The organism is Pigmentiphaga sp. (genome assembly GCF_033795525.1).
In the GTDB taxonomy this organism is placed as follows: domain Bacteria; phylum Pseudomonadota; class Gammaproteobacteria; order Burkholderiales; family Burkholderiaceae_B; genus Pigmentiphaga.
Window position 1 is genome coordinate 291,649 of sequence record NZ_JARYGM010000001.1, and the last position, 24,170, is coordinate 315,818.

Consider the following 24,170-nt stretch of genomic DNA (forward strand, 5'->3'; position numbering starts at 1 on the left):
GATGCGTACACGCCCTGGCCGGCACGGCCCCCAAGCCGGCGTGCGAGGCCGCGTAGTGGCCGCCTTCGGACGCCACTTCACCGTCGAATGCGAAGACGGTTCGACCCGGCAATGCTACCCACGGGGCAAGAAGGGCACCGCCGCGGTGGGGGACTGGGTCATGATCGCGCCCGAGGGTCCGTCCGAAGGCGCGATCGACTCGGTGCTTCCCCGCCGCAACCTGCTCTACCGCTCGGACGAGATGCGTACCAAGCAGTTTGCCGCCAACGTCGACCAGTTGCTCATCGTGGTCGCCACCGAACCGGACTTTTCCGACGAGCTGGTCGGCCGGGCGCTGGTCGGCGCAATCAATGCCGGCATAGCCCCCCTTGTGCTGCTGAACAAGATCGACCGGCCCGCCGGGCTTCCCGCCGCGCGTGCGAGGCTGGAGCCGGTGGCGGCCCTGGACGTACCCATTCTGGAACTCAGCGCGCGGGACGCCGGCGCCACTCGGGCCGCCCTGGCGCCACGGTTGGCCGAGCGCACCAGCCTGCTGCTGGGCCAGAGCGGCATGGGCAAATCCACCCTGCTCAACGCGCTGGTTCCCGGCGCCTCGGCAGCCACCCAGGAACACTCCCAGGCGCTTGGCGCCGGCAAGCACACGACGACCAGCACGCGCCTCTACCATGTCCCTGCCGGCATCGCGACGGGGGCCGACCTGATCGACTCGCCGGGTTTCCAGGCCTTCGGCCTGCAACACCTTGACGGTCCCCAGATCGTGAACGGTTTCCCGGAATTCGCACCATACCTGGGCAAGTGCCGCTTCTATAACTGCACCCACGTCCATGAGCCGGGATGCGCGGTCCTCCAGGCCTTGGAGGCCGGCCGGATCCACCCGCAACGGCACGCGCTGTACCGCCGCCTGCTCGAAGAACGGGAGCTCGGCCAGCGCTATTGACCGCGCCGCGCCCGAAGAAATATTCGATAGGCAAAGCCATTCCCGGAGGTTATGGTGATCGGGGTGTGCGCCCCTCACAGGAGCTCCCTCGTGGCTGTTGCGGCAATCCGGAAACTGATCGAGAAGCTGGCCAGCGAGCCGGACTTCCATGCCTCGCTGCGGCTGGCCAGCGACGGAACCGTATTGGGCAGGTTCTATGAGTTCCAGCTGGCCAGCGGCTTCCAGCCGGTGATGCGGCTGGACACCCGCACGCCCATCGGCTATGACGCGTACGCGCGTTCGCACGCGACAGACGGTGACGTCATCAGCCCATGGGGCCTGTTCTCGCGGGCGGCCGACGACGCCACCTTGGTACGGCTCGACCGCTTGTGCAGGCTGGTTCACACGCTCAATTACTTCTCGCAGGCCGATGCGACGCTTCCTCTGTACCTGCGCGTGCACGGCAGGCTGCTGGCGGCCATCACGCGAGACCATGGGCAGGCCTTCCGCCGCATGATCGAGGCGCTGGAGCTCTCGCCTTCCCGCATCGTCCTGCAGTTGCCGGCTGAAGCAGCGCGCGATGTCCTGCTATCGGGCATCGTGCTCGGCAACTACAAGAAGGCCGGCTTCCAGGCGGGGGTGCATGCCAACGACGCGCGCGAAGCGCGTTCGCTGCTGCATCTCCATACCCCGGACGTCATCAAGCTGGACCCGCGCACCGTCGACGATCCCGAACAAGAACTGGCGCCCGTGCTGGAAGCAGCCTCAGAACTCGGCACCCGCGTAGTGTTCAAACACGTGGAAGACGAAAGCACGCTCGCGCGGCTGGTGCAATGCGGGGCCCAATACGCCCAGGGCTACCTGTTCGGCTTCCCGTCTGCATCGATCGCCCGGACGTCCCCGCCGCGGGCCGGCGGCTGAGCGCCGCACGCACCACCTAGCCCCGCTGCAGCAGGTCGGACATATCGTCCGCGTGTTCCTCTTCCACCGCCAGGATTTCCTCCAGCATGCGCCGCGTCGTGGGATCCTTATCGCCCAGGTAGCGGATCATGGCCCGGTAGCTGTCGATCGCGATGCGCTCGGCGACCAGGTTCTCCTTGATCATGCTCTCCAGGCCATCGCCTTCGACATACTCGGAATGGCTGCGATCCAGCATTCCCTTGGGCGAGAACTCCGGCTCGCCGCCCAATTGCACGATGCGCTGCGCGATCTGGTCGGCGTGTTGCTGTTCTTGTGCCGCGTGTTCGGCGAACTCAGCCGCCACCGGCTCGGCGTGGATCCCGCGCGCCATGAAATAGTGCCGCTTGTACCGCAGCACACAGACCAATTCGGTCGCCAGGGCTTCATTCAGCATCTGCAGCACGGCGGCCCGGTCGGCGCCGTAGTCCTCGGTCACGGCGCCCTCGTCCAGATGTTCGCGCGCTCTGGCGCGTATGGCTTCCACGTCTATCGAGAACTTCTCGGCACTCGGGGCCTGCGGCTTCAATGCCTGTTCCATGTTCCTCTCCTTTAACGAGTAAACCTTGGATCAGGATAGACCTCAGGGTGGCGAGGCGTTGTAACAACAGCTCTCTATCTTCGGATCGCTGCAAGCAGCAGCACCGTCCCAGCCCGCATACCTTGGGCCGGCACTGCCTGCGCAAGGTAGCGGCACGTTACACCTGGACACGGCGCGGGCGGGCCGATCGGCCAGCGCACGGTATCGCCCGGGACATCAGAACGTCAGGCGCACCCCCATCACGATGCTGCGGCCCATGAGCGGCGCAGCGTTCTTGATGAACGAGGTATGCCGGTAAGCCAGCTTGTTCGTGAGGTTGTTGGCGCGGACATAGATCTGGTAGCGGCTGCCCGAGACGCGGCCTTCATAGGCCGCACCCAGGTTCAGCATGGCATAGCCTGCCGTTTCCGTCTCGAACTCCGCCACCTTGTTCTGGCGCCCCACATAGGAAAGCTCGACGTCGCCGCTCCAGGCCTGCCACCTTGCATCGAGGCGGGCCCCCACCCGATGCGCCGGAATCCGCGGCAGGTTGCCCGCGCCGCCGTCCAGCTTGGCCCGTACATAATCGCCCATCAGCGAGACGGCGAATACCTTGTTGAGCTGATGCCGAACCTTGGCCTCGAGCCCGGTGAAGGTCGCATCGTGCTGCGAATATTCCAGCAGCTGCAGATTCTCGTAGACGTCCAGCGTCCGTCCGTAGATGAAGTTGTCGACCTTGTTGTGGAAAACCGAGACCGAGAAGGTGGTGGGCCCGGCGAACTTGCGCAGCGTGAGATCGACGTTGTTGGAGGTTTCCTTCTTCAGGTTCGCGTTTCCCACTTCATAGGTGGCGGTGGCCAGGTGCAGCCCGTCGGCGTAGAGCTCCTCGGCGGTCGGCAGGCGCTGCGAGCGCGACGCGGACAGGCCTACCGAATACTGCGGCGCGAACTTCCACACTGCCCCGGCCGACACCGAGGTACCGCGATGCTTGGAGTCGGGAGACCCGCCCTGCGCGTCGATGCGCTGCCATTCATGCCGCAGGCCGCCCTCGAAACGCCAATCGCCGACGGTATATTCCTCGACCGCAAACAGGCCGTGATTGCGGGTAATGGTGGGCTGGACATAGGCTTCCTCGCCCAGCGCGCTGAAATCGCGGCGCGTGGTCTGCGCGCCAATGACGCCGCGCAAGCCGCCGATAGGTGCGTGTTCGAGCTCGACGCGGCCGTCGTGCGCCTTGTTCCTGAAAGTCGTCGCGACGGTGCCGCCCTCGATCTCGTCATGCTGGTAGTCGGTCAGGCCGGCCCGCACCCGCAGCCGGGAGAACCCGGCGAACGGGTCCTGCAGCTCGCCGCGCACGTCCCACCGCTGGCTGCGCAGCTTCACGAAAGGCACGCCGTGCTCTTCGTGGTCGTGGTCATGGTCATGCTCGTCTTCCGCGTGCCCCTCTTGGCCATGATCGTGGCCGTCATCCGGGCAATGCAAATGCGCGCCATGGGTATGGCAGCCTTCGTAGCTATGATCGTGTCCCGGCAGCCCGTATCGGTTGTGCTGGCTGGTATAGGCCAGGCCGATATAACCTCGGTCGCCTATCCACGACAGGCCGACGCTGCCGGTTTCGGTATGGTTGTAGGAGCCGTCGACCCGGTCGCCGCCCGCCCAACCCCGTCCGACCTTGTAGTCGCTCGCGCCGCGCTTGAGCCCTTCCGCATGCAGCGCAAACCCCTTCCCGCCCGTTGTCAATTCGAAGGCGCCAGTCGTTTCGCGCGGAGCCGTCGCGCCGCGAAGCTCGACGCTGCCTTCCACACCGTCCTCGGGTACGGCGGTCGGGATCTTGTTATCGAGCACGTTGACGACCCCGCCCACCGCACCTCCGCCATACAGCAGCGCGGCCGGGCCGCGCAGGACCTCCACCCGGTGCGACAGCATAGGCTCCAGCCCCACCGCGTGGTCGGGACTGATGGTGGACGCATCCTGGACCTCGGCGCCGTCGGACAGGACCTTGACCCGCGCCGCATCCATGCCGCGGATGATGGGGCGACTGGCACCGGCGCCGAAATGCGAAGACGTGATACCGGGTTCGTGCTCCAGGGTTTCGCCCAGGGTGGCACGACGCGTGGTCAACAAGTCCTCTTCGTCCAGCACCGTAACGGGCGCTGCCAGGTCCTGCTCGCCGCGGGACAGCGGCGTCGCGGACACGGTGATTTCCTGCAGCTGCTGCGGCGCCGGTTCACTCCCCGGCGCGGCCTGCGCCCACCCTGCAGCCGGCACGCCGGCCCACGAAATGCTCATCAATGCCCATACGAGGGGGGTTGGCCTTCCCGACATACACATTCCTTTTTCCTTCGAGTCGTGATGGAGAGGCGTCTCCCAATGCAGTGCGTGCACCAGACTGCCAAGCCGCCGTCCCGGGGCGCATTTTTCCGCAGAATCGAATTTAATGCAACTATATTGCATATGCATAGGAGTTGCATGACTCCAGGAAATCGGCTCTGAGGGGCACGCGGCATCAAGTCGAAAATCGACTGAATCCCTGACGAAAATGATCTTGGACAAAGCCGTGGCGGGGATCAAGAATGAAAACTGTCTTGGCCACCGGCGAGCGTCCCATGCGACCAGTCCCTCATTCGGAACGATACGTCCAGCTCTCCGACGTCCGGGTCCACTTCGACCTAGCCGACTATTCCGACCCGTGGAAAGAGCCCGAGACCGTGCTGCTGCATCATGGATTTGCCCGCAACCTGGAGTTCTGGCGGCCGTGGGTTCCCTTGCTCGCCCGGCACTATCGCGTGCTCCGATACGATTCGCGAGGCCACGGGAAGACCACGATTCCGCCACCCGGCGTTCCCTATACGCTGGATCAAATGGTGGACAATGCGGTCGCGCTGCTCGATGTCCTCGAGATCGACAAGGTCCACTGGGCAGGAGAAGCCTCGGGCGGCATTGTCGGCATGGCCGTCGCGCTGGCCCATCCCGATCGCATCGCTTCCCTGACCCTTTGCAACACCCCCTTCCGCCTGCTGCCATCCACCAACGAGCTTTTTGTTCCGGAGGAAGTGCAAGCCCATGGGCTGGCGTACTGGGCCCGCAAGACGCTGTCCAACCGGATCGACGTCGACAAGGCGGAGCCGGAATGGATAGAGTGGTCCATCGCCCAGCTTGACCGCACACCGCCGCACATCGCGATAGCCGAACACAAGATGCTCGAAGCCGGGGACTTCTTTCCCCGGCTGCGGGAGATCCGGCAGCCGGTCCTGATCATGGCGGGAGACCAGGGGAAGATCGCCCCCAAGGAACAAATGGAGCAGATGGCCGCGCAGATGCCCAACGCGCGGCTGCATCTATTCCAGGGCTATCGGCAAGGCATCGCCTTTACGGCACCCGAGCGTTGCGCCGCGCAGATGCGGGCCTTCCTGGCCGAGATCACACCCACCGAGCCACAGCGGTGAGGCGACCCATGTTGACGCGCACCTTGTCCAAGATTCTGCTGGCCGCCTTCGCAGCCGCTGTCATCGCCACTCCGGCACGGTCGGCGGACACCGATTATCCCGCCCGCTACGTGACGATCATCAATCCGTTCGCGCCGGGCGGCCCTACCGATGTGGTGGCCCGCCCGCTCGCCAGAATCCTGGGCGACGCGCTGGGGCAACAGATCATCATCGAGAACAAGGCCGGAGGCGCGATCGCCGCGTCCCAGGTGGCTCGGGCCAAGCCGGACGGATATACCCTGTTCCTGGCCACCGGCGCTGCGCTTATCGTGACGCCCCTGCTGCAGAAAACGGACTATGAGGGCTGGCGCGATTTCGACTATCTCGGCATGGCCGCCTACCTGCCCAGCGTGCTGGTCGTAAACCCTTCGGTCCAAGCCAACACCGTGCGCGAACTCGTGGACCTCGCCAAACGCGAACCGGGCAAGCTCAACTTCGCGTCCTCCGGCCAAGGCAGCTCCTCCCACCTGGGCGGCGAAGCCTTCAGGAAAATAACGGGCACCGACATCATTCACGTCCCGTACAAGGGAGCGGCCCCCGCGGTGACCGACCTCGTCGCGGGCGTCACCAGCATGGCGCTGCTCAACCTGACCAGCGTCCTGCCCCACATCAAGTCTGGCAAGCTGCGCGCACTGGCCTTCGCAGGGAAGGAACGATCGGCGCTCATTCCCGACGTCCCCACTTTCTCGGAAGCCGGCCTCCCTGGGTTCGAGCTGGCCTCGTGGTACGTGCTGGCCACGCCCAAGCACATCCCGCCCGCCGTCTTGCAGGTCCTGCGCAACGCCTGGGACAAAGCGATGGCCAATGAGGAATACCGCGCCACCATCGTCGCCAACGGCGGCGAAATCCGCCCGTACACCGCCGAGCAGACGGCCCGGTACGTGGAGGAAGAAAGCGAACGAACCCGTACGCTGATTCCCGCCGCGCAATCGAGGTAACACCGCTCCGCGCCCGCAAACACCAGGCAAACGAAACGATCAGGCCAACACACCGAGCGCGGGACTCGTGGGCCGGCGTGCTTCGTCGACCTGCTCCACGAAGCGCTGCGTCAACCGCGAGGCCGATTGCGGATGCCAGATCAGCGACACTTCCGAATAAGCGTCCGGGTTGCTGATGCGCTTGAAGGCCACGCCCGGTTGCCCCAGCCGCGCGACCGCCTCGGGAACAATCGCAATCCCGCACCCTTGGGCGACCAGGCTGACCATGGCGAGGAACTGCGGGCTGCGATGGGTGACCTCCGGTTCAAAGCCATGGCTGACACACAATCGGTGAATCTGCGCGGCCATGGCCGAAGCACCGTTGTTATCCCACATGACGAACCGTTCCCGCTTCAAGTCCTGCATGGACACTTCCTGGCTCGAAGCCAGGACGTGACCCAACGGCAGGCCGGCGAACAGCGGCTCATAGGCCACGATCTTCGACCGGAAGGACGGATCGCCCGCCCCCCGGACAATGCCCAGGTCGATCTGGTTGGCGAGCACGGCCTGCTTGAGCACCGCCGCGCTCAACTGCGACAAGCGGAATGTGGCCTGCGGCAGCCTTTCCCTCAGTAGCGCCAGCAACCTGGGGAAAATACTGTAGGTAGCCGTGGCGATCACACCGAAGCGGAGCTCGCCGAGGCTGCCGCAATGCACCGCACGCGTGCTGTCGATGATGCCGTCGATTTCCTTCAGGATGGGCTCGATGCGACGTAGAAGAAACTCGCCGGCCTCGGTCAACTCGACGTTCCTCGTCGTGCGCTTGAAAAGCGTCACGCCCAGCTCTTCTTCGAAGCGCCGTATCTGCTGGCTGAGAGGAGGCTGCGACATATGCAGTTTTTGAGCGGCCCGTCCGAAATGCTGCTCGGACGCTACCGCCAGGAAGTAAGGCAGGCGCTTGAACATACCGAGTCTCCTTGGCTTGCTCTTTTTTATCGGCTAAGCATAGCTTGATGCGCCTATGAAAAATATGTGGCGTCAAGATTGTCCATGTCGGGGCGGAAAATCGCCTCGCCGATCCGCCGAGCATCAGTCGATGGCCTTTCCGGTCTGCAGCCTCCTTCGACAGGAAATGGTGAAATAAAAAACCCGCATCGATACACGATGCGGGTTGACTGCTGCCGCGCCCTGCAAGCGGGCGCGGTAATGCGGCGAACCGGTCAGGCCGTTACGTGGAAGCCGACGCGTCCGAGGTTCTGCATCTCGAGCTCGACCCAGGTCCCCGCGACCAGCGCCTCGGCGGCACTTGCACCGCCCGCCATGACGATGGAACCTTCGGGAAGGACTTCGCCGGCCTGCGCCACCAGCCGCGCCGCTGCGACGAGCGAACGCAGGGGATGGCCGAGGATCGCGGCGGTCGTGCCAACCTGCTGGGCCTTGCCGTTGCACGACATGATCAGGCCCAGGTTGGAGAAATCGATGCTGGGCGAATGCCATGTACCGAGGACTACGCCGGACGACGAGGCATTGTCCGCCACCACGTCTTCGAGGGAGAACTTGAAGGCCTTATAGCGCGAATCGATGATTTCAAGCGCCGGCGCAATCGCCTCCACGGCATCCAGCGCCTCGATGGGCGACACCACGCCGGCCAAAGGCTTGCGCAGCAGGAATGCGATTTCGGGCTCGACGCGCGGATGCACGCGGGTCGACAGCTTGAGCTCGCCGCCTTCGTCCACGCGCATGTCGTGCGTCAAGCGCCCCCAGATCATGTCGTGCACGCCCATCTGGATCATCTTGGCACGGCTGGTGAAACCCATTTTCATGCCGATGCGGCGATGGCCGCGATCGACCCGGCGCTGGATCAGCATGCGCTGGACTTCGTAGGCTTCGGCCAGGGTCAGCGGGCGGCGCTCCGCGAACTGCTCGGCGGCGCGAGGCGTGCTGGCAGCTTCGTCCAGCTCGCGGGCCACTTCGGGTAGGGACATCTGCGAACCGCTCATGCTTACTCCTTTGCGCCAAACGCCGCGCGTACCGAACCCAGACCGGCGATACGCGCTTCCAGAATTTCCTCGCCCTGCACCGCGACCATTGGCCCCAGTGCGCCCGTCAACACCACGTCGCCCGCCCGCAGGGGGTTGCCGCGCTCGGCCATCTTGCGGGCCAGCCACAACGCCGCATTGAGCGGATTGCCCAGGCAGGCGGCGCCGGCGCCGATGGAAACCTGGTCGCCATTGCGCTCCATCACCATTCCGCACAAGCGGGCGTCGAAGTCGCCCAGCTTGACCGGGCGGTTGCCCAGCACGAACAGGCCCGAGGAGGCGTTGTCGGCAATGGTATCGACGATGCTGATCTTCCAATTGGCGATACGGCTGTCGACGATCTCGATCGCCGGCAGCGCATAGGCGACCGAAGAGATCAGTTCGGCCATCGTAGCCAGCGGCTGAGTGAGGTCCCGCTCCATGACCAGCGCAATCTCGGCCTCGACCTTGGGCTGGATGAGGGTGGAAAGAGGCACTTCCTCGCCGTCGCATACCGACATGTCGGCGAACAGCATGCCGTAGTCGGGCTGGTCCACGCCCAGCTGTGCCTGCACCGCCTTGGAGGTCAGGCCGATCTTGCGGCCCACGAGCCGGCGGCCCTGCTGCGTCCAATGGTCGGTGTTGGCCTGTTGCACCGCATATGCGGCGTCCACGTCGCCGGCCGGCAACTGATCCCGGATCGGATCGATGGCGGTGCGGCTTTCATGCGCGCCGCGCAAGCGCTGCGCCAGCCCGGCGATCGCCTCGGCGGCAATGCCTCCTTGTCCTATCTGCCCCATGGGTAGTCCTGTTTGAAGTTGGAAAAAAACACCTTTATGCCGTATACGTACGAATATACGGGAGAACACAGCACCCCGGCAACGGCGGCGGGCTTCATGGCGCCACCCCCGCCATCAGCTTCAGGCACTTGATGAACAACGCGCGGTACTCCGGCGGCAAGACCGCGATGATGGCCTCCTCGACGTCCTTGTCTCGGGGCAGCACGCGCTCCAGGAGATCCACGCCGGCCTCGGTGATGTAGACCGCGTAGGCGCGCTTGTCGTCCGCCGAGCGGCGGCGCTGCAGATAGCCCTTGCGCACCAGGCGGTTGATCATGTCTGCCAGCGAATTGCGATCCAGCGCGATGTCTTCGGCCAACTGGTTCTGCGTTGCGCCCGGGTGCTTGCAGACGGTAATCAGCAGCGCCTTCTGGCGGGGCGTGAGGTCCTCGTCCTGGAACGCCTGCATGAACAGCGCCTCGGCACGGAAATGCGCGCGCCGCAGCAGGTGCGAGACGACGTCCGTCAGCTCGAACGCCTGCACCACGTCCGTGCGCGGGACGGCATGCGGACCGGGCGGTGATGCGGCGGGCTGGCGCGGCGGAACGGAGGATCGAGTCATGAGTGGCGAGCCGATGCTGACCTGAGATCTTAACTGAACTGGACCGCCTCGCGCCTGGCGTGCGCGGCGGCGCCCCGTCGATCCGGCTATGGCGGGCACCGGATTTGTTATGACGCGGAGGACGCCGGCGCCCTGGATTCCATTATATTATGACGTATACGTACTATATTCCCGAGGATTTCCAGACATGCCTGCCCGCTCCCTACGCAACTTCATCGACGGCCGCTTCGAAGACGGCATACGAACCTTCGACAAACTCAACCCCGCCAACGGAGAACTCGTGGCACACGTGCATGAAGCCGGCCGGGCGCAGGTGGACGCCGCCGTGGCCGCGGCCCGCCGGGCCCTGCCGGCATGGGCGGCGCTGCCGGTCGCCCAGCGCACCGACTACCTATACGCGCTGGCCGACGGCATCGAACGCCGCTTCGACGATTTCCTGGCGGCGGAAATCGGCGACACCGGCAAACCCGTCGGCTGGGCCAGCCAGATCGACATCCCTCGGGGAGCAGCCAACTTCCGGGCGTTTGCAGAAATCGCCCGCACCCTCGATATGGAAAGCTTCATGACCGACACCCCCGACGGGCGCCAGGCATTGAACTACGCCTATCGCAAGCCGCTGGGCGTGGTCGGCGTCATCTCGCCGTGGAACCTGCCGCTGCTGCTCTTTACCTGGAAAGTGGCGCCGGCATTGGCCTTCGGCAACACCGTCGTGGCCAAGCCCTCGGAGGTCACGCCGTCCACCGCCACCCTGCTGGCCGAAGTCGCGGCCGAGGCCGGGCTGCCGCCCGGGGTATTCAACGTGGTCCACGGGTTCGGACCTGGCTCCGCAGGGGAATTCATCACCACCCATGCCGACATAGACGGCATTACTTTTACCGGCGAATCGGCAACCGGCAGCACCATCATGAAGGCCGTCGCCCCCGACGTGAAGCCGGTATCGTTCGAGTTGGGCGGCAAGAACGCCGCGCTGGTGTTCGAAGACGCCGACTTCGATGCTGCCGTGGCCGGCGTCGCCCGCTCGGTATTCGCCAACTGCGGCCAGGTTTGCCTGTGCACCGAGCGTGTCTACGTGCAGCGCCCGATCTTCGACCGCTTCGTGGCTGCGCTCAAGCAGGAGGCCGAGAAGCTGGTGCTGGGCCGCCCCACGGATCCGGCCACGACCATGGGTCCGCTGGTTTCGCACGAGCATCGCGAGAAGGTCCTGTCCTATATGCGCCTGGCCGTCGAGGAAGGCGCCACCGTCGTCACCGGCGGCGGCGTGCCGGCCTTCGGCGACGAGAGGGACCAAGGCGCCTATATCCAGCCCACCATCTGGACCGGCCTGCCGGAGACGGCCCGCTGCATCAAGGAAGAAGTGTTCGGCCCCGTCTGCCACGTCGCGCCCTTCGACACCGAAGAAGAAGCCATACGCTTGGCCAACGATACCCAATACGGGCTGGCCGCGGCGGTCTGGACCACCAACCTTGCGCGCGGACATCGGGTCGCGCAGGCCATGCAGGTGGGCCTGGCCTGGGTGAACTGCTGGTTCCTGCGCGACTTGCGCACTCCCTTCGGCGGCAGCGGCTTGTCGGGCATCGGCCGCGAAGGCGGCCGCCACTCGCTACACTTCTATACTGAGCCCACCAACGTGTGCGTCAAGCTGTAGTGTCCCTTACGCGCTGACGCGCGCCCCCCTGGGGGCGAAACCGGCGGACTGGCAAAGCCAGTTCCGCGGTTTCCTCGGTCAAACCGGAGCCGCTGCAGCCGTCTATGTCCAATTTCCGCCTCACTCCCAACGCGCTCGGCCACAAGCTCAAGCTGCACCAGTTGCAGATCTTCGAGCGTGTGCTTGAGCGCCGTTCGCTTTCCCGGGCCGCCAATGAACTGAATCTGACGCAGCCGAGTGTCACCAAGGCCATCTACGAGCTGGAGAAATTTGTCGGCGCGCCGCTGTTCGAACGCTCGAACCGAGGCGTTGCCCCCACCGAGCTAGCGCACATGCTGGGGCGCCGCGTCAAGACGCTGATGGCGGAATTGCGCTACATGACCGACGAACTGAATGCCGCCCTGACCGGGGAAAGCGGCCACGTCATCGTCGGAACCTTGATCGCCGCCTCCGCCAAGCTGCTGCCCGAGGCGATCTCGATGCTGATGCAAGACCACCCGGGCATCCGTGTCACCATTACCGAGGGGCCGTCGTCGCAATTGTTTCCCGCGCTGGCCACGGGCGACCTGGACATCGTCGTGGGCCGGCTGCCCGAGCGCGACATCGCGCTGGGCTACGCTTATCCATTGACTCACTACACGCTCTACGAAGAAAAACTGCACGCGGTAGTCGGCGCCCATCATCCGCTGGCCGGCGAAACGCACGTAGAACTGGGCCAGCTGATGGATTGGCCATGGATCCTGCCATCGGCCGAATCGCCGCTGCGTGCATCGGTCGAGCAGACCTTCCATCGCACTGGACTGGGGCTTCCGCACCGTAACATCGAATCGCTGTCGCTACTGACGAACCTGGGGATATTGCTACGCGGCGAAGCCATCGCCTTGATGCCGCAAGACGCCGCCGCGCAATTCCTGGACCACGGGCTGCTCAAGCGCCTGCCGCTGGCGGAGTTCGGCCTGTTCGGCCGGGTCGGCTATTCCGTACGGGCCCACCGCCAGCTCACGCCGGCAAGTCAACACCTAATCGAATACCTGCAGCAAATATGCGGCCAGCGTCCCCCTGACTGAGCGCGTGTATCCTGCGCATAACCGGAACGCCGCGGCCATAACCAATTTGCATACCCCGGGCGGCAACTTCTATTTCTCGCGCCGCGCGTGCCTCACATAGACTGCAATTAGCCTACGATAGGCCAGGACCGCCGCATCCCGGCGCGGGCACCCGCCGCCAGGCGGCACAGACCTACCGACTTCAAGAGAACAGCATGTACAAATACGGTCTTCCGCTGAACTTCCAGAAATGGATCGACGATCATGCCCACTTGCTCAAGCCGCCGGTCGGCAACCAGCAGATCTGGCAGGACTCCGATTTCATCGTCACCGTGGTCGGCGGCCCCAACCATCGCACGGACTACCATGACGACCCGCTGGAGGAGTTCTTCTACCAGATCCGCGGCAACGCCTACCTGAAGCTGTGGGTGGAAGGCAAGGAAGAGCGCGTCGACCTGAAGGAAGGCGACATTTTCCTGCTGCCGCCTCACCTGCGCCATTCGCCCCAACGTCCGGAAGCGGGAAGCGCCTGTCTGGTCATCGAGCGCCAGCGCCCCGCCGGCCTCGTGGACGGCTTCGAATGGTATTGCCTGAACTGCGGACACCTGGTGCACCGGGTCGAGGTCCAACTCAAAAGCATCGTGACCGACCTGCCGCCGCTGTTCGAGGCTTTCTACGCCAGCGAGGACAAGCGCCGCTGCCCCTCCTGCGGCACCGTGCATCCCGGTAAAGCAGTCCCGGGGGCGGCGTGACGACACGGTTCGATTTCGGCGGCGTCGAGCTGGTCCGCATCGTCGAAGCCGAGGGACCGCTGCTGCGTCCGGCCGAAATCTTCCCGGACTCGACGCCCGAAGCCATCCAGGCCAACCTGGACTGGCTGGCGCCGCGTTTCTACGATCCCGTTTCGGACCGGCTCGTCATTGCCATCCAGTCGTTCCTGCTCAAGAGCCACGGTCGCCTGATCCTGGTCGACACCTGCGTGGGCGACTGCAAGACGCGCGTACGACCGGACTTCGACCAGCAGCACTGGGGTTGGCTGGGCAAGCTCGAAGCAACCGGCGTGCGGCCCGAGGACATCGACGTGGTCGTATCCACTCACCTGCACGTCGACCATGTGGGCTGGCATACCCGGCTGGTCGATGGCAAGTGGATACCGACCTTTCCCAACGCCCGGTATCTGTTCACCCATGAAGAATGGGCGTACTGGAAAGAACACGAAGGCCACCCCGGGCTGGTGCGCACCGGCGACTACGTGGGCGACTCGGTCCTGCCCGTGTTCGAGGCGGGCCTGGCCGATCTGGTCGGCATGGACCATGAGATCGACGAGTCCGTGCGTCTGGCACCGGCTCCCGGCCACACGCCCGGCCACGTCGCGGTCGAAATCCGGGGCACGCGCATGCGCGCCCTGCTGACCGGCGATGCTTTCCATCATCCGCTGCAATGCTGCTATCCGCAGTGGAGCACCCGTTTCTGTGCCGACGCCGAGCATGCCCGGCGCACCCGCCTGTCGCTGCTGGAAGCCTGCGCGCGCGACGGCACCCTGATACTGCCGGCCCATTTCCCCGGCCCCACCGCCGGACGCGTGAAGCGGGCGGAGCCGGGAGACAGGCATGCGTTTCATTTCGAATTCCAAGAAACGAACTAACCAGAACACCAATCAGGAGACATCGCATGACCTTGCGAGCTATCCCGGCCCTGGCAGCCGGCGTTTGCCTTGCGCTGGGCGCCGCCCTGCCCGCGCAGGCCGATATCAAGATCGGTTTCCTCGCCACCCTGTCGGGCCCCGGCGGTACGCTGGGCCAGGACCAATACGACGGCTTCATGCTTGGCATCGATGCCGCGGGCGGCAAGCTCGGGGGCCAGGCGGTGCAGATCGTCCGGGAGGACGACCAGCTCAAGCCCGAAGTCGGGCGCCAGGCCGCCAAGAAGCTGATCGAGCGGGACCGGGTGCAGGTGCTTACCGGCCTGAGCTTTTCCAACGTCCTGATGGCGGTGTACCGCGACGTGGTGAACAGCGGCACGGTGCTGTTGGTCAACAACGCCGGCCCGAGCCAGATTGCCGGCGAAATGTGTTCGCCCTTCTACTTTTCCACTTCATGGCAGAACGACCAGCAGCACGAAGCCATGGGCAAGTACGCCCAGCAGAAGGGCTACAAGCGCGTGGCCCTGCTGGCCCCCAACTACCAGGCAGGCCGGGAGGCCCTGATCGGCTTCAAGCGCTATTTCGAGGGCGAGATCCTGAGCGAGACCTACACTCAGGTCAACCAGCCGGACTACTCGGTCGAAATCACGCAGCTGCGCAACAGCAATCCCGACGCCGTTTTCATCTTTTATCCCGGCGGCATGGGCGTGAATTTCGTCAAGCAATACCACCAGGCCGGCATGATGGGCAAAGTGCCGCTGCTCTCGGGATCGACGGTGGACGGCACCACACTGCCCGCCTTGCAGGACATCGCGCTGGGCGTGATGTCGGCCGGCCCCTGGTCGCCCGACCTGCCCAACCCGGCCAACCGCAGCTTCGTCGAGCAGTTCCGCAAAAAGTACGGACGCACGCCGTCGCATTACGCCGCCTATGGCTACGATTCGGCACAAGCGCTCAATGCCGCGCTTGCCGCGACCGGTGGACGCCTGGACGACAAGAAAGCCTTCGAACAAGCGATGGTCAAGGCGAACTTCCCCTCAGTGCGCGGCGGCTTCAGATTTAACAATAATCACTTTCCTGTATCGAACTATTACGCCTTCGAAGTGGTACGCGACCCGGCAGGCGGCGTGACGCTGGCCACCCGGGAGACGGTATTTCCCGACCACCAAGACCCCTATCACGGGAAGTGCAAGCTCAAGTAATCGTTCGGACCACCCTAGCCGTGCGCACCGGCCGTCCTCCCCTGGCCGGTCTGCCGGCCATTCACCCGCAGGCAAGTTAGGAGTCGTGCATGAAAACCGCCAAACTGATAGCCATCGCATCCATACTGCAAGCGGCTTTCGCCGCTTCTTCGTTCGCCGCCGTCAAGATCGGCTTTGTATCCACCCTGTCGGGTCCTGGCTCGGTGCTCGGACAGGACCAGTACGACGGCTTCATGCTGGCGGTCGAGCAGGGCCAGGGCAAGCTCGGCGGCGTCGACGTGGAGGTCGTCAGGGAAGACGACCAGATGAAGCCGGAAGTGGGCGTGCAGATCGTCCGCCAGCTGCTGCAGCGCGAGAAAGTGCCCATCATCACGGGCGTCATTTATTCCAACGTCATGATGGCCATCCATCGGCCCGTTACCAGCGCCGAAGTCTTTCTGATCGGCTCGAACGCCGGGCCGACGCCCGTGACCGGCAAGGGCTGCTCGCCGTATTTCTTTTCGACCTCCTGGAATAACGACCAACTGCACGAAGCCGGCGGCGAGCTGGCCAATCAGATGGGCATCAAGAAAGTCCATCTGCTGGCCGCGAACTACCAGGCAGGCAAGGACGCGATGGAGGGGTTCAAGCGCACCTTCAAGGGCGAGGTGGTCGGCGAGACCTTTACCCAGGTCAACCAGCCGGACTACTCGGTCGAGATCTCGGCGCTGGGCGCAGCCAAGCCCGAAGCCATCTATACGTTCTACCCGGGCAGCATGGGCGTGAATTTCGTCAAGCAGTACCGGCAGGCCGGCATGTTCTCGAAGATTCCCCTGCTGTCGACCTCGACCATCGACGGCTCGACCCTGCCGGCTCTGCAGGAAGCGGCACTGGGGGCGGTAACCGCGGCGCCCTACTCGCCGGACCTGGATAACCCGGCCAACAAGAAATTCGCCGAGGCCTTCCGCAAGAAGTACAACCGCGAGCCGTCCATCTACGCCGCGCAATCCTACGACGCCGCCAGCCTGCTGGCCTCGGCCCTGCGCAAGACCAACGGCAACGTCAGCGACAAGACGGCCTTCCGGGCAGCATTGCGCGAAGCCAAATTCGAATCGGTACGCGGCTATTTCGCTTTCAACACCAACCAGTTCCCGATCGCGCCGTTCTACCGCGTGGACGTCGCCAAGGATGCCAGCGGCAAGCCCGCTTTCGTCACCAAGGGCGTCATCTACGAACGCAGCAAGGATTCCTACGCCAGCCAGTGCCAGCTGAAGTAAGGCGGCGCAGGAAACGGGCGGGCACGGGCGGCTTCAGGCCGCCTCGCTGAACTGCATCCTGTAGAGCGCGGCGTACAGGCCCTCCGCGGCGAGCAATTGGGCATGGCTGCCCTGCTCCACGATGCGGCCCTGGTCCAGCACGACGATGCGATCGGCATTCTGGACCGTGGTCAGCCGATGCGCGATGACCAGCGTCGTACGCCCCGCCATCAAGCGCTCCAGCGACGCCTGCACTTGCCGTTCCGACTCGTTGTCCAGCGCCGAGGTCGCCTCGTCCAGGATCAGGATGGGCGCGTCCTTGATCAAGGCGCGTGCGATGGCCAGGCGCTGCCGCTGGCCACCCGACAGGCGGGCGGCGTTCTCCCCCACGCGGCTATGGATGCCGTTGGGCAGGCTGTCGACGAACTCCAGCAGGTTGGCGTCGGCCAGCGCGCGCCGTATCAAGGCTTCGTCGGGTTCCGCCCCGGCGCCATAGCTGACGTTGGCAGCGATCGTGTCGTCGAACAGCACGACATCCTGGCTGACCAGCGAGATGGCGCTGCGCAGGCTGGTAAGCGTCAGTTCCTCGATCGGTATGCCGTCTACGCGGATGGTGCCGGACGACGGCAGCGCGAATCGCGGCAGCATCGACACCAATGTCGTCTTGCCGCTGCCCGACCTCCCGATGAAGGCCACCGTCTGCCCAGGCTCGACGGACAGCGAGATATCCTCCAGCGTATCCCGGGCGGCGTCCGGGAAACGATGGGAGACGTGCTCGAATTCGATATGGCCGCGCACCGGCCGGGGCAGCTCGCGTACCCCGCTATCGCTCTCGGGGACTTCGTCCATCAGCGCGAATACGCTTTCCGCCGAAACCAGCATGCGCTGCATGGGGCTGGCAACATTGGCAAGGCGCTTGAGCGGATCCAGCATCTGGATCATGGCGGTCACGAAAGCGGCAAAACCGCCCACCGTGATCTGGTTGGACCCGGATTGGCTCAGTGCGGTCGCGACGACCACCGCCAGGGCGACCGCGGCGATCGCCTGGGTGATCGGGGCGGAAGCGGCTCCCGCCACGGTATTGCGCATGGCAAAACGCCGCAGCCGGCCACTGATATGCAGAAACCGCTTTTCTTCGTGCTCATAGCCGCTGAACAGCTTGATGACCCGCTGTCCGTCGATGGCCTCGCTCACCACCCGGGTCAGCTCGCCGTTCATCGCGATGGTCTCGCGGTTGATGCGGCGGATGCGCTTGGAGATGGACCGCATGATGATCGTGGACAGCGGAAAGGCCACCAGCGCGATCAGCGTCATTTGCCAGGACAGGTACAACAGCACGCCGACCAGCGAGACCACGATCAGCGTTTCCCGTACCAGGACGGTAATCACCTCGGTTGCCAGCTGCATGACCGAATTGGCGTCGACCACGAAGCGGTTCAGCAGCACCGACGAGCCCATACGCTTGAAATAGGAATCCGGCAGGCGCAGCAGGCGGTCGAACATTTCGCAACGCAAATCGGCCAGCACCCTATTGGCGGCCCAGGCCATCAGGTAGTCGCTGAGAAAAGTAAGCACGCCCCGGACCAGGAAAATGCCGACGATGGCCAGCGGGATCATCCACACATAGTGTGGATTCTGGCCGTTGAAACCGCCGTCCAGCAGGGGTTTCATCAGGATAGCGAGCAGCGGCTGGGATGCCGCCACGCCCACCAGGAACAGCATGCCCAGGCCTAGGGCCTTCCAATATTTGAGGACGCGGCTGTAGACCCTGCGCCACAGTTCGGATTTAACAGGATGTGAATTCACTCGGACTCTTTGCTGCCGCCCCGGTGCGGCACTCGGCTATTCAGGCGGCGGAGGGTCCCGCCGCGTACAATGGGCAATCGTTTGATTGTACGCGGAGCCGCCCTTGCCGCATCGACGTCGCTACAGCCGCCTGCATGCCTGACACCGCGCCCCTATATGTCCGCCTGCCGAACTGGGTGGGCGATGCCTGCATGTGCCTGCCGGCACTGCACCTGCTGCGCGAGGCGGGATCGCGCCTCTTTCTCTGCGGCCGCCCCTGGGCCCGGGACCTGTTCGCCGGCTTTGCGGCAGCCGGTTTCGTGCCGCTGGGATCCTCCTTCACCGAAAACCTCCGGGCCCTGCGGCTCGCCGATGGCGTACGAGGCGCCCTGGGAGTGGTGTTCCCCAACTCCTTGTCCAGCGCGGCCTTGTTCCGCCTGGCCGGCATCCGTACGGCCGGGTACCGCGGCGACGGCCGCAGCCTGCTGCTGGATTGGCCCATCACCAAACCGGACGGCCTGCACGAAGTCGAGGTCTTTTACCGCCTGGCCCGGGCAGCGCTGGCCCGCTGGCAGCCGGACCGGCCTAACCCCGGGGCCGCGCCGCGCCGGCTCGACCTGCCGCTTACCGAGGCGCATCGCCGCGCTGCCGACGAGGCCCTCGAGCAGGCGGGCGTCCAAGGACCTTTCGTGCTGCTGGCCCCCATCGCCACCGGCCTGCACCATGGGCGTCCCAAAGCCTGGCCGCATTTCGGCGGACTGGCCCAGGCGCTGCAGGCGCGCGGCTGGACCTGCGTGGTTTGCCCCCCACCCCACGAACGGCAGCAGACGCAAGAGGCGGTTCCTACCGCCACCGTGCTGCCGTCGCTGGAATTGGGCGCCTTCGCGGCGCTGACTCAGCGGGCGGCGCTGGTCGTATGCAACGACTCGGGCACCTCGCACGTCGCCGCCGCGGCCGGCGCGCGCCAGATCACCCTGTTCGGCGTCACCCGCCGGGAGCGTACCGGCCCCTGGTCACCCGATGCCATCTGCCTGGGATCGGACGGCCGCTGGCCCGCCCTCGGCGAAGTCGTCGAAACGTCCCTAGGCTGTGTCACACCGTCCGCCCCATGAGCCCCTCCCGCTTGTCGCCTCCCCGACGCATACTGGTCATTGCGATGCGCTATCTCGGCGATGTCCTCCTTGCCACGCCGCTGATGCGGGCCGTGCGGGAACACTACCCGGACTGCACCATCGAGGCGCTGGTGCTCCAAGGCACCGAAAGCATGCTCGAGGGCAATCCCGACATTGCGGCCGTCCATAGCCTGCCGGAGAAGCCGGACCGCGGGACGCTCGGCGCCATGGTGCGCAAGCTATGGCGCCGGTACGACATCGCCCTCGTGACCCAGCCCGGCGACAAGCCCCACTTGCTGGGGTGGGCAGCGGCTCCCGTGCGCTATGGGCTGGTCCCTGAAAAACGCAGCCAATCGTGGTGGAAACGCCTGCTGCTCACCTCCCCTCTGGTGACGGACATGTCGCTGCACCGCGTGCTGGAAGGCGAGCGCATCGCCCGGGCCATGGGCATCGCCCAGGCGCGCAAGGTCGTCGCGCCGGCGCCGGTGCAGCCGCCCCAGGAATGGCCTGCGCTGCATACCGAGGCGTCCTCGGACCGGTTCGACCCCGAGCGGCCCTACGCGGTCGTCCATCCCACGCCGCGCCGCCGCTACAAGCAGTGGACGCCGCAAGGCTGGCAGGCGCTGCTGAACTGGCTGGCCGAGCGCGAGCTGCAGATTCTCGTCACCGGCGGCCCGGGTCCCGGCGAAACCCAATACGTCGATACGCTCTTGCAAGACCTGCCCGCCGCTACCCGCCGCGTGGTCATCCGGGCCCAGGGCCGGTTGACGCTGGCACAGACTGCGCACTTGCTGCGCGGCGCGCGGCTCTATGTCGGACCGGACACGGCCACGACCCATCTGGCCGCCGCATGCGCCACGCCGACAGTCGCCCTGTACGGCCCTACCGATCCCCGCCTGTGGGGACCATGGCCCGGCGATGGGCAGGCTCCGGGATGGAAGAAAGCCGCGCCGGTACAGCGGCGGTCCAACGTGACGTTGCTGCAGAACCCGGCCCGGTCCTGCGTACCTTGCCAACAGGAGGGCTGCGACCGGCACCGCGAAAGCCTGAGCCATTGCCTCGAAACGCTGTCCATCGAAACGGTGCTCGACGCCGTTGCCGAACACCTTGGGCACGGGGCTCCAGGCGCCTCCGTCAGCGGGGGTGCGGCATGAGCGTAGGCATCGCATGCCAGGCTTTCGGATACGGCGGCGGCATGGAACGTTATGCCATGGACCTCGTCAACGGCCTCACCCAGCTCGGGATACGCCCGGTGGTTTTTGCCACGCGCTTCGAACAGTCGATCCCCGAGTACCGCTGCATCGAACCTGTAACCATCAAGGTCCGCGGCGTGCCCGGGAAGCTGCGCGACCATTGGTTCGATGCCCGCCAGAACCACCTGAAGGCGACCTTCGGCATCGATCTGCTGATTGCCTGCAAGCGCACCGGCGCTTCGGACGTCGCCATATGCGGGGGCACGCACATCGGGCACCTGCGCTCCCAAGGCCGGACCGGCGGTTTCTGGGACCGGCAGCAGATCGCACTGGAACGACGGCACTATATGAACGCACGGGTGGTCATCGCCCATTCGCGGCTGATGGCCGATGAGCTGCGCCGCGACTACGGCGTGCCGGCGGAACGGCTCCATGTCCTTTACCCGCCGGTAGACACCTCCAAGTTCTCGCCCGCCGACGACGCCCAGCGGCGGGCGCTGCGGGCAAGACTCGAGCTGCCCGACGACAAGCTGGTTTTTCTGTTCCCCTCGTCGGGACACGAACGCAAGGGTTATCCGCTGCTGGCCGACTTCTTCGAGCGAACGACCCTGCCCGTCATGCTGGCGGTGGTGGGCCGGCCGGTCTGCAGCCCATCGCCGAACATCCGCTACCTGGGATTCCGCCAAGACATCGAAAACTGCTATCGCGCCGCCGACTTCACGATCCTGGCCTCGCTCTACGAGCCGTTCGGGCTGGTCGGCCCGGAATCGGTGCTATGCGGCACGCCGACCGTGCTGGCCGACAATATTGGTGCCACCGAAGTGCTGGACGACGACAGCGTCTTTACCTTCGACCGCAGGAATCCCGTGACGCTGGCGGCAGCGGTCGACCGCGCGCTCGCCTTGCACCGTGCTGGCCGCGGACGGCTCCACCCGCCCTCTTCGCACTTGCGCTATAACCCGTCGGTGCGCGCCCATGTGACGGCGCTGCTGGAAGTCGCGCGGGCTGCATCCCTCGGCCCGGCATAGCGCGGTCACCACGTCTTGCGCTGTTTTGCCACGCGCAGGAACGGCCGCACCAGCACCTGGTACAGAAAACGCTGGTACAGATACCGATGCAGGTAATAACCCACGCTGCGGCGCGCCTTGTCCGCGGCGTCGAGGTCGAAGCGGGTGGATTCGAGCGACGAGTCGGCCGCCAGGTCGGACAGCCCTATGCAATAAGGGACGACGGCCTTGACCTGGACGATGCCACGCTTCTCGAAAGCGGCCCAGTAATCCGCCGCGCTCCAAACCGGTACCAGCCCGTCCAGCAGGCGCTGGGCCGCTGCGCGGGTGACGACATAGCCATGCGCCCGCCACCAATGGCCGTAGCGGCCGACCAGCCGGCCATGGGCGCCCAGCTGGCGGCTTCCCCAGCGCGTGTACTTGTCGACATGGGACAACAAGACAACCGTAGGATCGTCCGGCGCGACGGCTTGCTCGACCTGCGCCAGCACAGCGGGCAGCCGATCGCCCAGCGCGGCGTCATCTTCCAGGACCAGCGCGTGCGACGCGCCGTCGGCCAGCATGCGGCGGTAAACCTCGAGATGACTCAGGGCGCAGCCCAGTTCGCCCGGTGACAACCGCCGGTAGAGACGCGCCGCGGCGCGTTCGTCATAGAGCCTGGCCCGCTGCGCCTCATCCAGTAGACGGCCGTCGACCGCCGTGCAGGTCGTGAACGGTACGCCCAGCCTGTCGAGTTGGCGCGCGATGGCCCGCCGCCGTTCGGCCGCCTGTTCCAGATTGATGACGTAGGCGCCGATCAAGCGCCGGCTCCGCCGCCAGCGGCCAGTTCGTCGCGCCGGGCCACGATGAAGGCAACCACGACGGCCAGGGACAGTACATAGAACGCGTTGGTCATCGCGATGACGAACATGGTCTCCGTCAAGCCGAACATGAAGAACCCAGTCGTGATTGCCAGGCCCATCACGGCCGCGACCGCCGTCGGGTGGTCCGGGCTGCGCAGGTGCCGCACGAAAAACCATGCAGGCGCCAGATACAAGGCCAGGATGGCCAGCAGGCCGGGAATACCCAAGGTTGCCGTGGCGTACAGGATATCGTTGTGCGAATGCGGCAGTGTCGCGGCGAAGGTCGTGACCAGCCCTTGCCGCCACTGCTCTTCCAGCGCCGGCTCGAAGCCCTTGACGCCGACGCCGGTCAGCGGGTAGGCCTCGATCATCCGCAGCGATGCGGCCCAGACCTGCAGGCGGCCGCCTTCGGACGTATCCAGGTCGTCCGGCCCGTAGTCCGACAAGTGCCGGATACTCTGGGCGACGCGCTCGCGGACCGTATCGCTGGCCATGCCTACCACGGTGCCCATGACCAGCAGCGCCGCGAAAACGGCCATCCGCCGTCGCAGCGACCACCGGCGGAACCCCAGCAGCGCCACCAGCAGCAGCACCGGAATGGCGATCCAGCCGCCGCGCGTACCGCTGGCATACGAGGCGTAGAGGCCCGCGAGCCCGGCCAGGAACTTGACGGCGATTTCCACTCGGCGGTGGCCGGGGCTCCAGCCTATGGACACCACCGTCACGATGCCCATCAGCAATGCCAGGTTGGAAAACGGGATCACGTTGAAAATGCCCACGTGGGCGGGCCGCCCCCCGAGCGTGGCGAAGTGAATCCAGATGGCCGACGAGATCGCGCCTGCGGCGAACCCCCATTGGGCCACCTCCAGGACGGACCTGCCGAGATTCAGCAGGCCCCATACCAGCAGGCCGAATAGCGCAAACCGCAGATACAGGTACGGAACGTCGATGGCCATGCCCATCAGCGCCTGATGGAAGACGACCGCCAGCGGCAATCCGGCCATCCCCAGCATGAGGGGCCAGCCCCCCCGCCACCACTGCGGCCACCGACAGGCGCCAGGCCGCAAGGCCGTTGCGGCACATCCCAGGCTCCACAGCAACAGGATGGTATAGGTGGCATTGGCGGCAGACGGTTCTGGCAACAGCAAGGCGGGAAACGCGATCAACGCCACGCCGGCGAGCACGCCGGGCAGCTTACCGACCCCCCGAAGCAGGGTCATGGATGTGGCTACCACAGGCACCTCTCG

Annotated in this window: 22 protein-coding genes; 13 read left to right on the forward strand and 9 right to left on the reverse strand. The window is 65.4% G+C overall.

Features of this window, described 5'->3' with window-relative positions; genetic code table 11:
- Position 1 precedes the first annotated feature (1 nt).
- Both rsgA and QHC78_RS01435 read left to right on the forward strand, forming a co-directional pair.
- The gene (gene rsgA, locus QHC78_RS01430) at positions 2-937 is read left to right on the forward strand and encodes a ribosome small subunit-dependent GTPase A (protein ID WP_319742088.1); all 936 of its coding nucleotides are present in this window, start codon (positions 2-4) and stop codon (positions 935-937) included.
- A gap of 90 nt (positions 938-1,027) precedes the next feature.
- Positions 1,028-1,837 carry an EAL domain-containing protein gene (locus QHC78_RS01435; protein ID WP_319742090.1) on the forward strand — a complete coding sequence of 270 codons (810 nt, stop codon included), beginning with the start codon at positions 1,028-1,030 and terminating at the stop codon, positions 1,835-1,837.
- A 16-nt stretch (positions 1,838-1,853) separates the two neighbouring features.
- On the opposite strand, the gene QHC78_RS01440 is transcribed toward QHC78_RS01435, so the two are convergent.
- Positions 1,854-2,414 carry a ferritin-like domain-containing protein gene (locus QHC78_RS01440; RefSeq protein ID WP_319742091.1) on the reverse strand — a complete coding sequence of 187 codons (561 nt, stop codon included), beginning with the start codon at positions 2,412-2,414 and terminating at the stop codon, positions 1,854-1,856.
- Between the two features lie 216 nt (positions 2,415-2,630).
- Positions 2,631-4,682 (reverse strand): TonB-dependent receptor domain-containing protein, encoded by a 2,052-nt coding sequence (locus QHC78_RS01445; RefSeq protein ID WP_319742092.1) that lies wholly within the window; start codon positions 4,680-4,682, stop codon positions 2,631-2,633.
- 284 nt (positions 4,683-4,966) lie between these two features.
- Here QHC78_RS01445 and QHC78_RS01450 point away from each other — a divergent pair, with 284 nt between their 5' ends.
- Together QHC78_RS01450 and QHC78_RS01455 are read left to right on the forward strand one after the other, a co-directional pair.
- Entirely contained in the window at positions 4,967-5,839 is an 873-nt protein-coding gene (locus tag QHC78_RS01450) for an alpha/beta fold hydrolase (protein ID WP_319742093.1), read from the forward strand.
- An 8-nt stretch (positions 5,840-5,847) separates the two neighbouring features.
- Entirely contained in the window at positions 5,848-6,816 is a 969-nt protein-coding gene (locus QHC78_RS01455) for a Bug family tripartite tricarboxylate transporter substrate binding protein (protein ID WP_319742094.1), read from the forward strand.
- Between the two features lie 39 nt (positions 6,817-6,855).
- On the opposite strand, the gene QHC78_RS01460 is transcribed toward QHC78_RS01455, so the two are convergent.
- The 4 genes from QHC78_RS01460 to QHC78_RS01475 form a co-directional block, all read right to left on the reverse strand.
- The gene (locus tag QHC78_RS01460; RefSeq protein WP_319742095.1) at positions 6,856-7,761 is read right to left on the reverse strand and encodes a LysR substrate-binding domain-containing protein; all 906 of its coding nucleotides are present in this window, start codon (positions 7,759-7,761) and stop codon (positions 6,856-6,858) included.
- A 254-nt stretch (positions 7,762-8,015) separates the two neighbouring features.
- A complete protein-coding gene (locus tag QHC78_RS01465) occupies positions 8,016-8,795 on the reverse strand; it encodes a 2-keto-4-pentenoate hydratase (RefSeq protein ID WP_319742096.1) in 780 nt (259 codons plus the stop codon).
- A gap of 2 nt (positions 8,796-8,797) precedes the next feature.
- Positions 8,798-9,613, reverse strand: a complete 816-nt coding sequence (locus QHC78_RS01470) for a 2-keto-4-pentenoate hydratase (RefSeq protein WP_319742097.1) — start codon at positions 9,611-9,613, stop codon at positions 8,798-8,800.
- 94 nt (positions 9,614-9,707) lie between these two features.
- A complete protein-coding gene (locus QHC78_RS01475; RefSeq protein WP_319742098.1) occupies positions 9,708-10,214 on the reverse strand; it encodes a MarR family winged helix-turn-helix transcriptional regulator in 507 nt (168 codons plus the stop codon).
- 187 nt (positions 10,215-10,401) lie between these two features.
- On the opposite strand from QHC78_RS01475, the gene QHC78_RS01480 reads away from it, so the two are divergent.
- From QHC78_RS01480 to QHC78_RS01505, 6 genes are all read left to right on the forward strand, one after another.
- Positions 10,402-11,859, forward strand: a complete 1,458-nt coding sequence (locus QHC78_RS01480; RefSeq protein WP_319742099.1) for a 2-hydroxymuconic semialdehyde dehydrogenase — start codon at positions 10,402-10,404, stop codon at positions 11,857-11,859.
- 104 nt (positions 11,860-11,963) lie between these two features.
- Positions 11,964-12,926, forward strand: coding sequence for a LysR substrate-binding domain-containing protein (locus QHC78_RS01485; RefSeq protein WP_319742100.1), 963 nt, complete (start codon positions 11,964-11,966; stop codon positions 12,924-12,926).
- A 194-nt stretch (positions 12,927-13,120) separates the two neighbouring features.
- Positions 13,121-13,657 carry a 3-hydroxyanthranilate 3,4-dioxygenase gene (locus QHC78_RS01490; RefSeq protein ID WP_319742101.1) on the forward strand — a complete coding sequence of 179 codons (537 nt, stop codon included), beginning with the start codon at positions 13,121-13,123 and terminating at the stop codon, positions 13,655-13,657.
- Positions 13,654-14,550 (forward strand): MBL fold metallo-hydrolase, encoded by an 897-nt coding sequence (locus QHC78_RS01495; protein WP_319742102.1) that lies wholly within the window; start codon positions 13,654-13,656, stop codon positions 14,548-14,550. The genes QHC78_RS01490 and QHC78_RS01495 overlap by 4 nt, the downstream gene beginning before the upstream one ends.
- 26 nt (positions 14,551-14,576) lie before the next feature.
- Positions 14,577-15,749, forward strand: coding sequence for an ABC transporter substrate-binding protein (locus QHC78_RS01500; RefSeq protein ID WP_319742104.1), 1,173 nt, complete (start codon positions 14,577-14,579; stop codon positions 15,747-15,749).
- A gap of 89 nt (positions 15,750-15,838) precedes the next feature.
- Positions 15,839-17,005: an ABC transporter substrate-binding protein gene (locus tag QHC78_RS01505; protein ID WP_319742105.1), complete on the forward strand. Its 1,167-nt coding sequence runs from the start codon at positions 15,839-15,841 to the stop codon at positions 17,003-17,005.
- A 33-nt stretch (positions 17,006-17,038) separates the two neighbouring features.
- Here the strand turns inward: QHC78_RS01505 and msbA are convergent, their stop codons facing one another.
- A complete protein-coding gene (msbA, locus tag QHC78_RS01510) occupies positions 17,039-18,790 on the reverse strand; it encodes a lipid A export permease/ATP-binding protein MsbA (protein WP_319742106.1) in 1,752 nt (583 codons plus the stop codon).
- Positions 18,791-18,924: 134 nt separating this feature from the next.
- Here msbA and QHC78_RS01515 point away from each other — a divergent pair, with 134 nt between their 5' ends.
- From QHC78_RS01515 to QHC78_RS01525, 3 genes are read left to right on the forward strand one after another with little or no spacing between them, the layout of a single operon-like run.
- The gene (locus QHC78_RS01515) at positions 18,925-19,881 is read left to right on the forward strand and encodes a glycosyltransferase family 9 protein (RefSeq protein ID WP_319742107.1); all 957 of its coding nucleotides are present in this window, start codon (positions 18,925-18,927) and stop codon (positions 19,879-19,881) included.
- A gap of 11 nt (positions 19,882-19,892) precedes the next feature.
- Positions 19,893-21,035 (forward strand): glycosyltransferase family 9 protein, encoded by a 1,143-nt coding sequence (locus QHC78_RS01520; RefSeq protein ID WP_319742108.1) that lies wholly within the window; start codon positions 19,893-19,895, stop codon positions 21,033-21,035.
- Positions 21,032-22,102, forward strand: coding sequence for a glycosyltransferase family 4 protein (locus tag QHC78_RS01525; protein ID WP_319742109.1), 1,071 nt, complete (start codon positions 21,032-21,034; stop codon positions 22,100-22,102). Before QHC78_RS01520 ends, QHC78_RS01525 begins: the two co-directional genes overlap by 4 nt.
- Positions 22,103-22,107: 5 nt before the next feature.
- On the opposite strand, the gene QHC78_RS01530 is transcribed toward QHC78_RS01525, so the two are convergent.
- Together QHC78_RS01530 and QHC78_RS01535 are read right to left on the reverse strand one after the other, a co-directional pair.
- Positions 22,108-22,881 carry a glycosyltransferase family 25 protein gene (locus QHC78_RS01530; RefSeq protein ID WP_319742110.1) on the reverse strand — a complete coding sequence of 258 codons (774 nt, stop codon included), beginning with the start codon at positions 22,879-22,881 and terminating at the stop codon, positions 22,108-22,110.
- Positions 22,878-24,143: an O-antigen ligase family protein gene (locus QHC78_RS01535; protein ID WP_319742111.1), complete on the reverse strand. Its 1,266-nt coding sequence runs from the start codon at positions 24,141-24,143 to the stop codon at positions 22,878-22,880. The genes QHC78_RS01530 and QHC78_RS01535 overlap by 4 nt, the downstream gene beginning before the upstream one ends.
- Positions 24,144-24,170 lie beyond the last annotated feature (27 nt).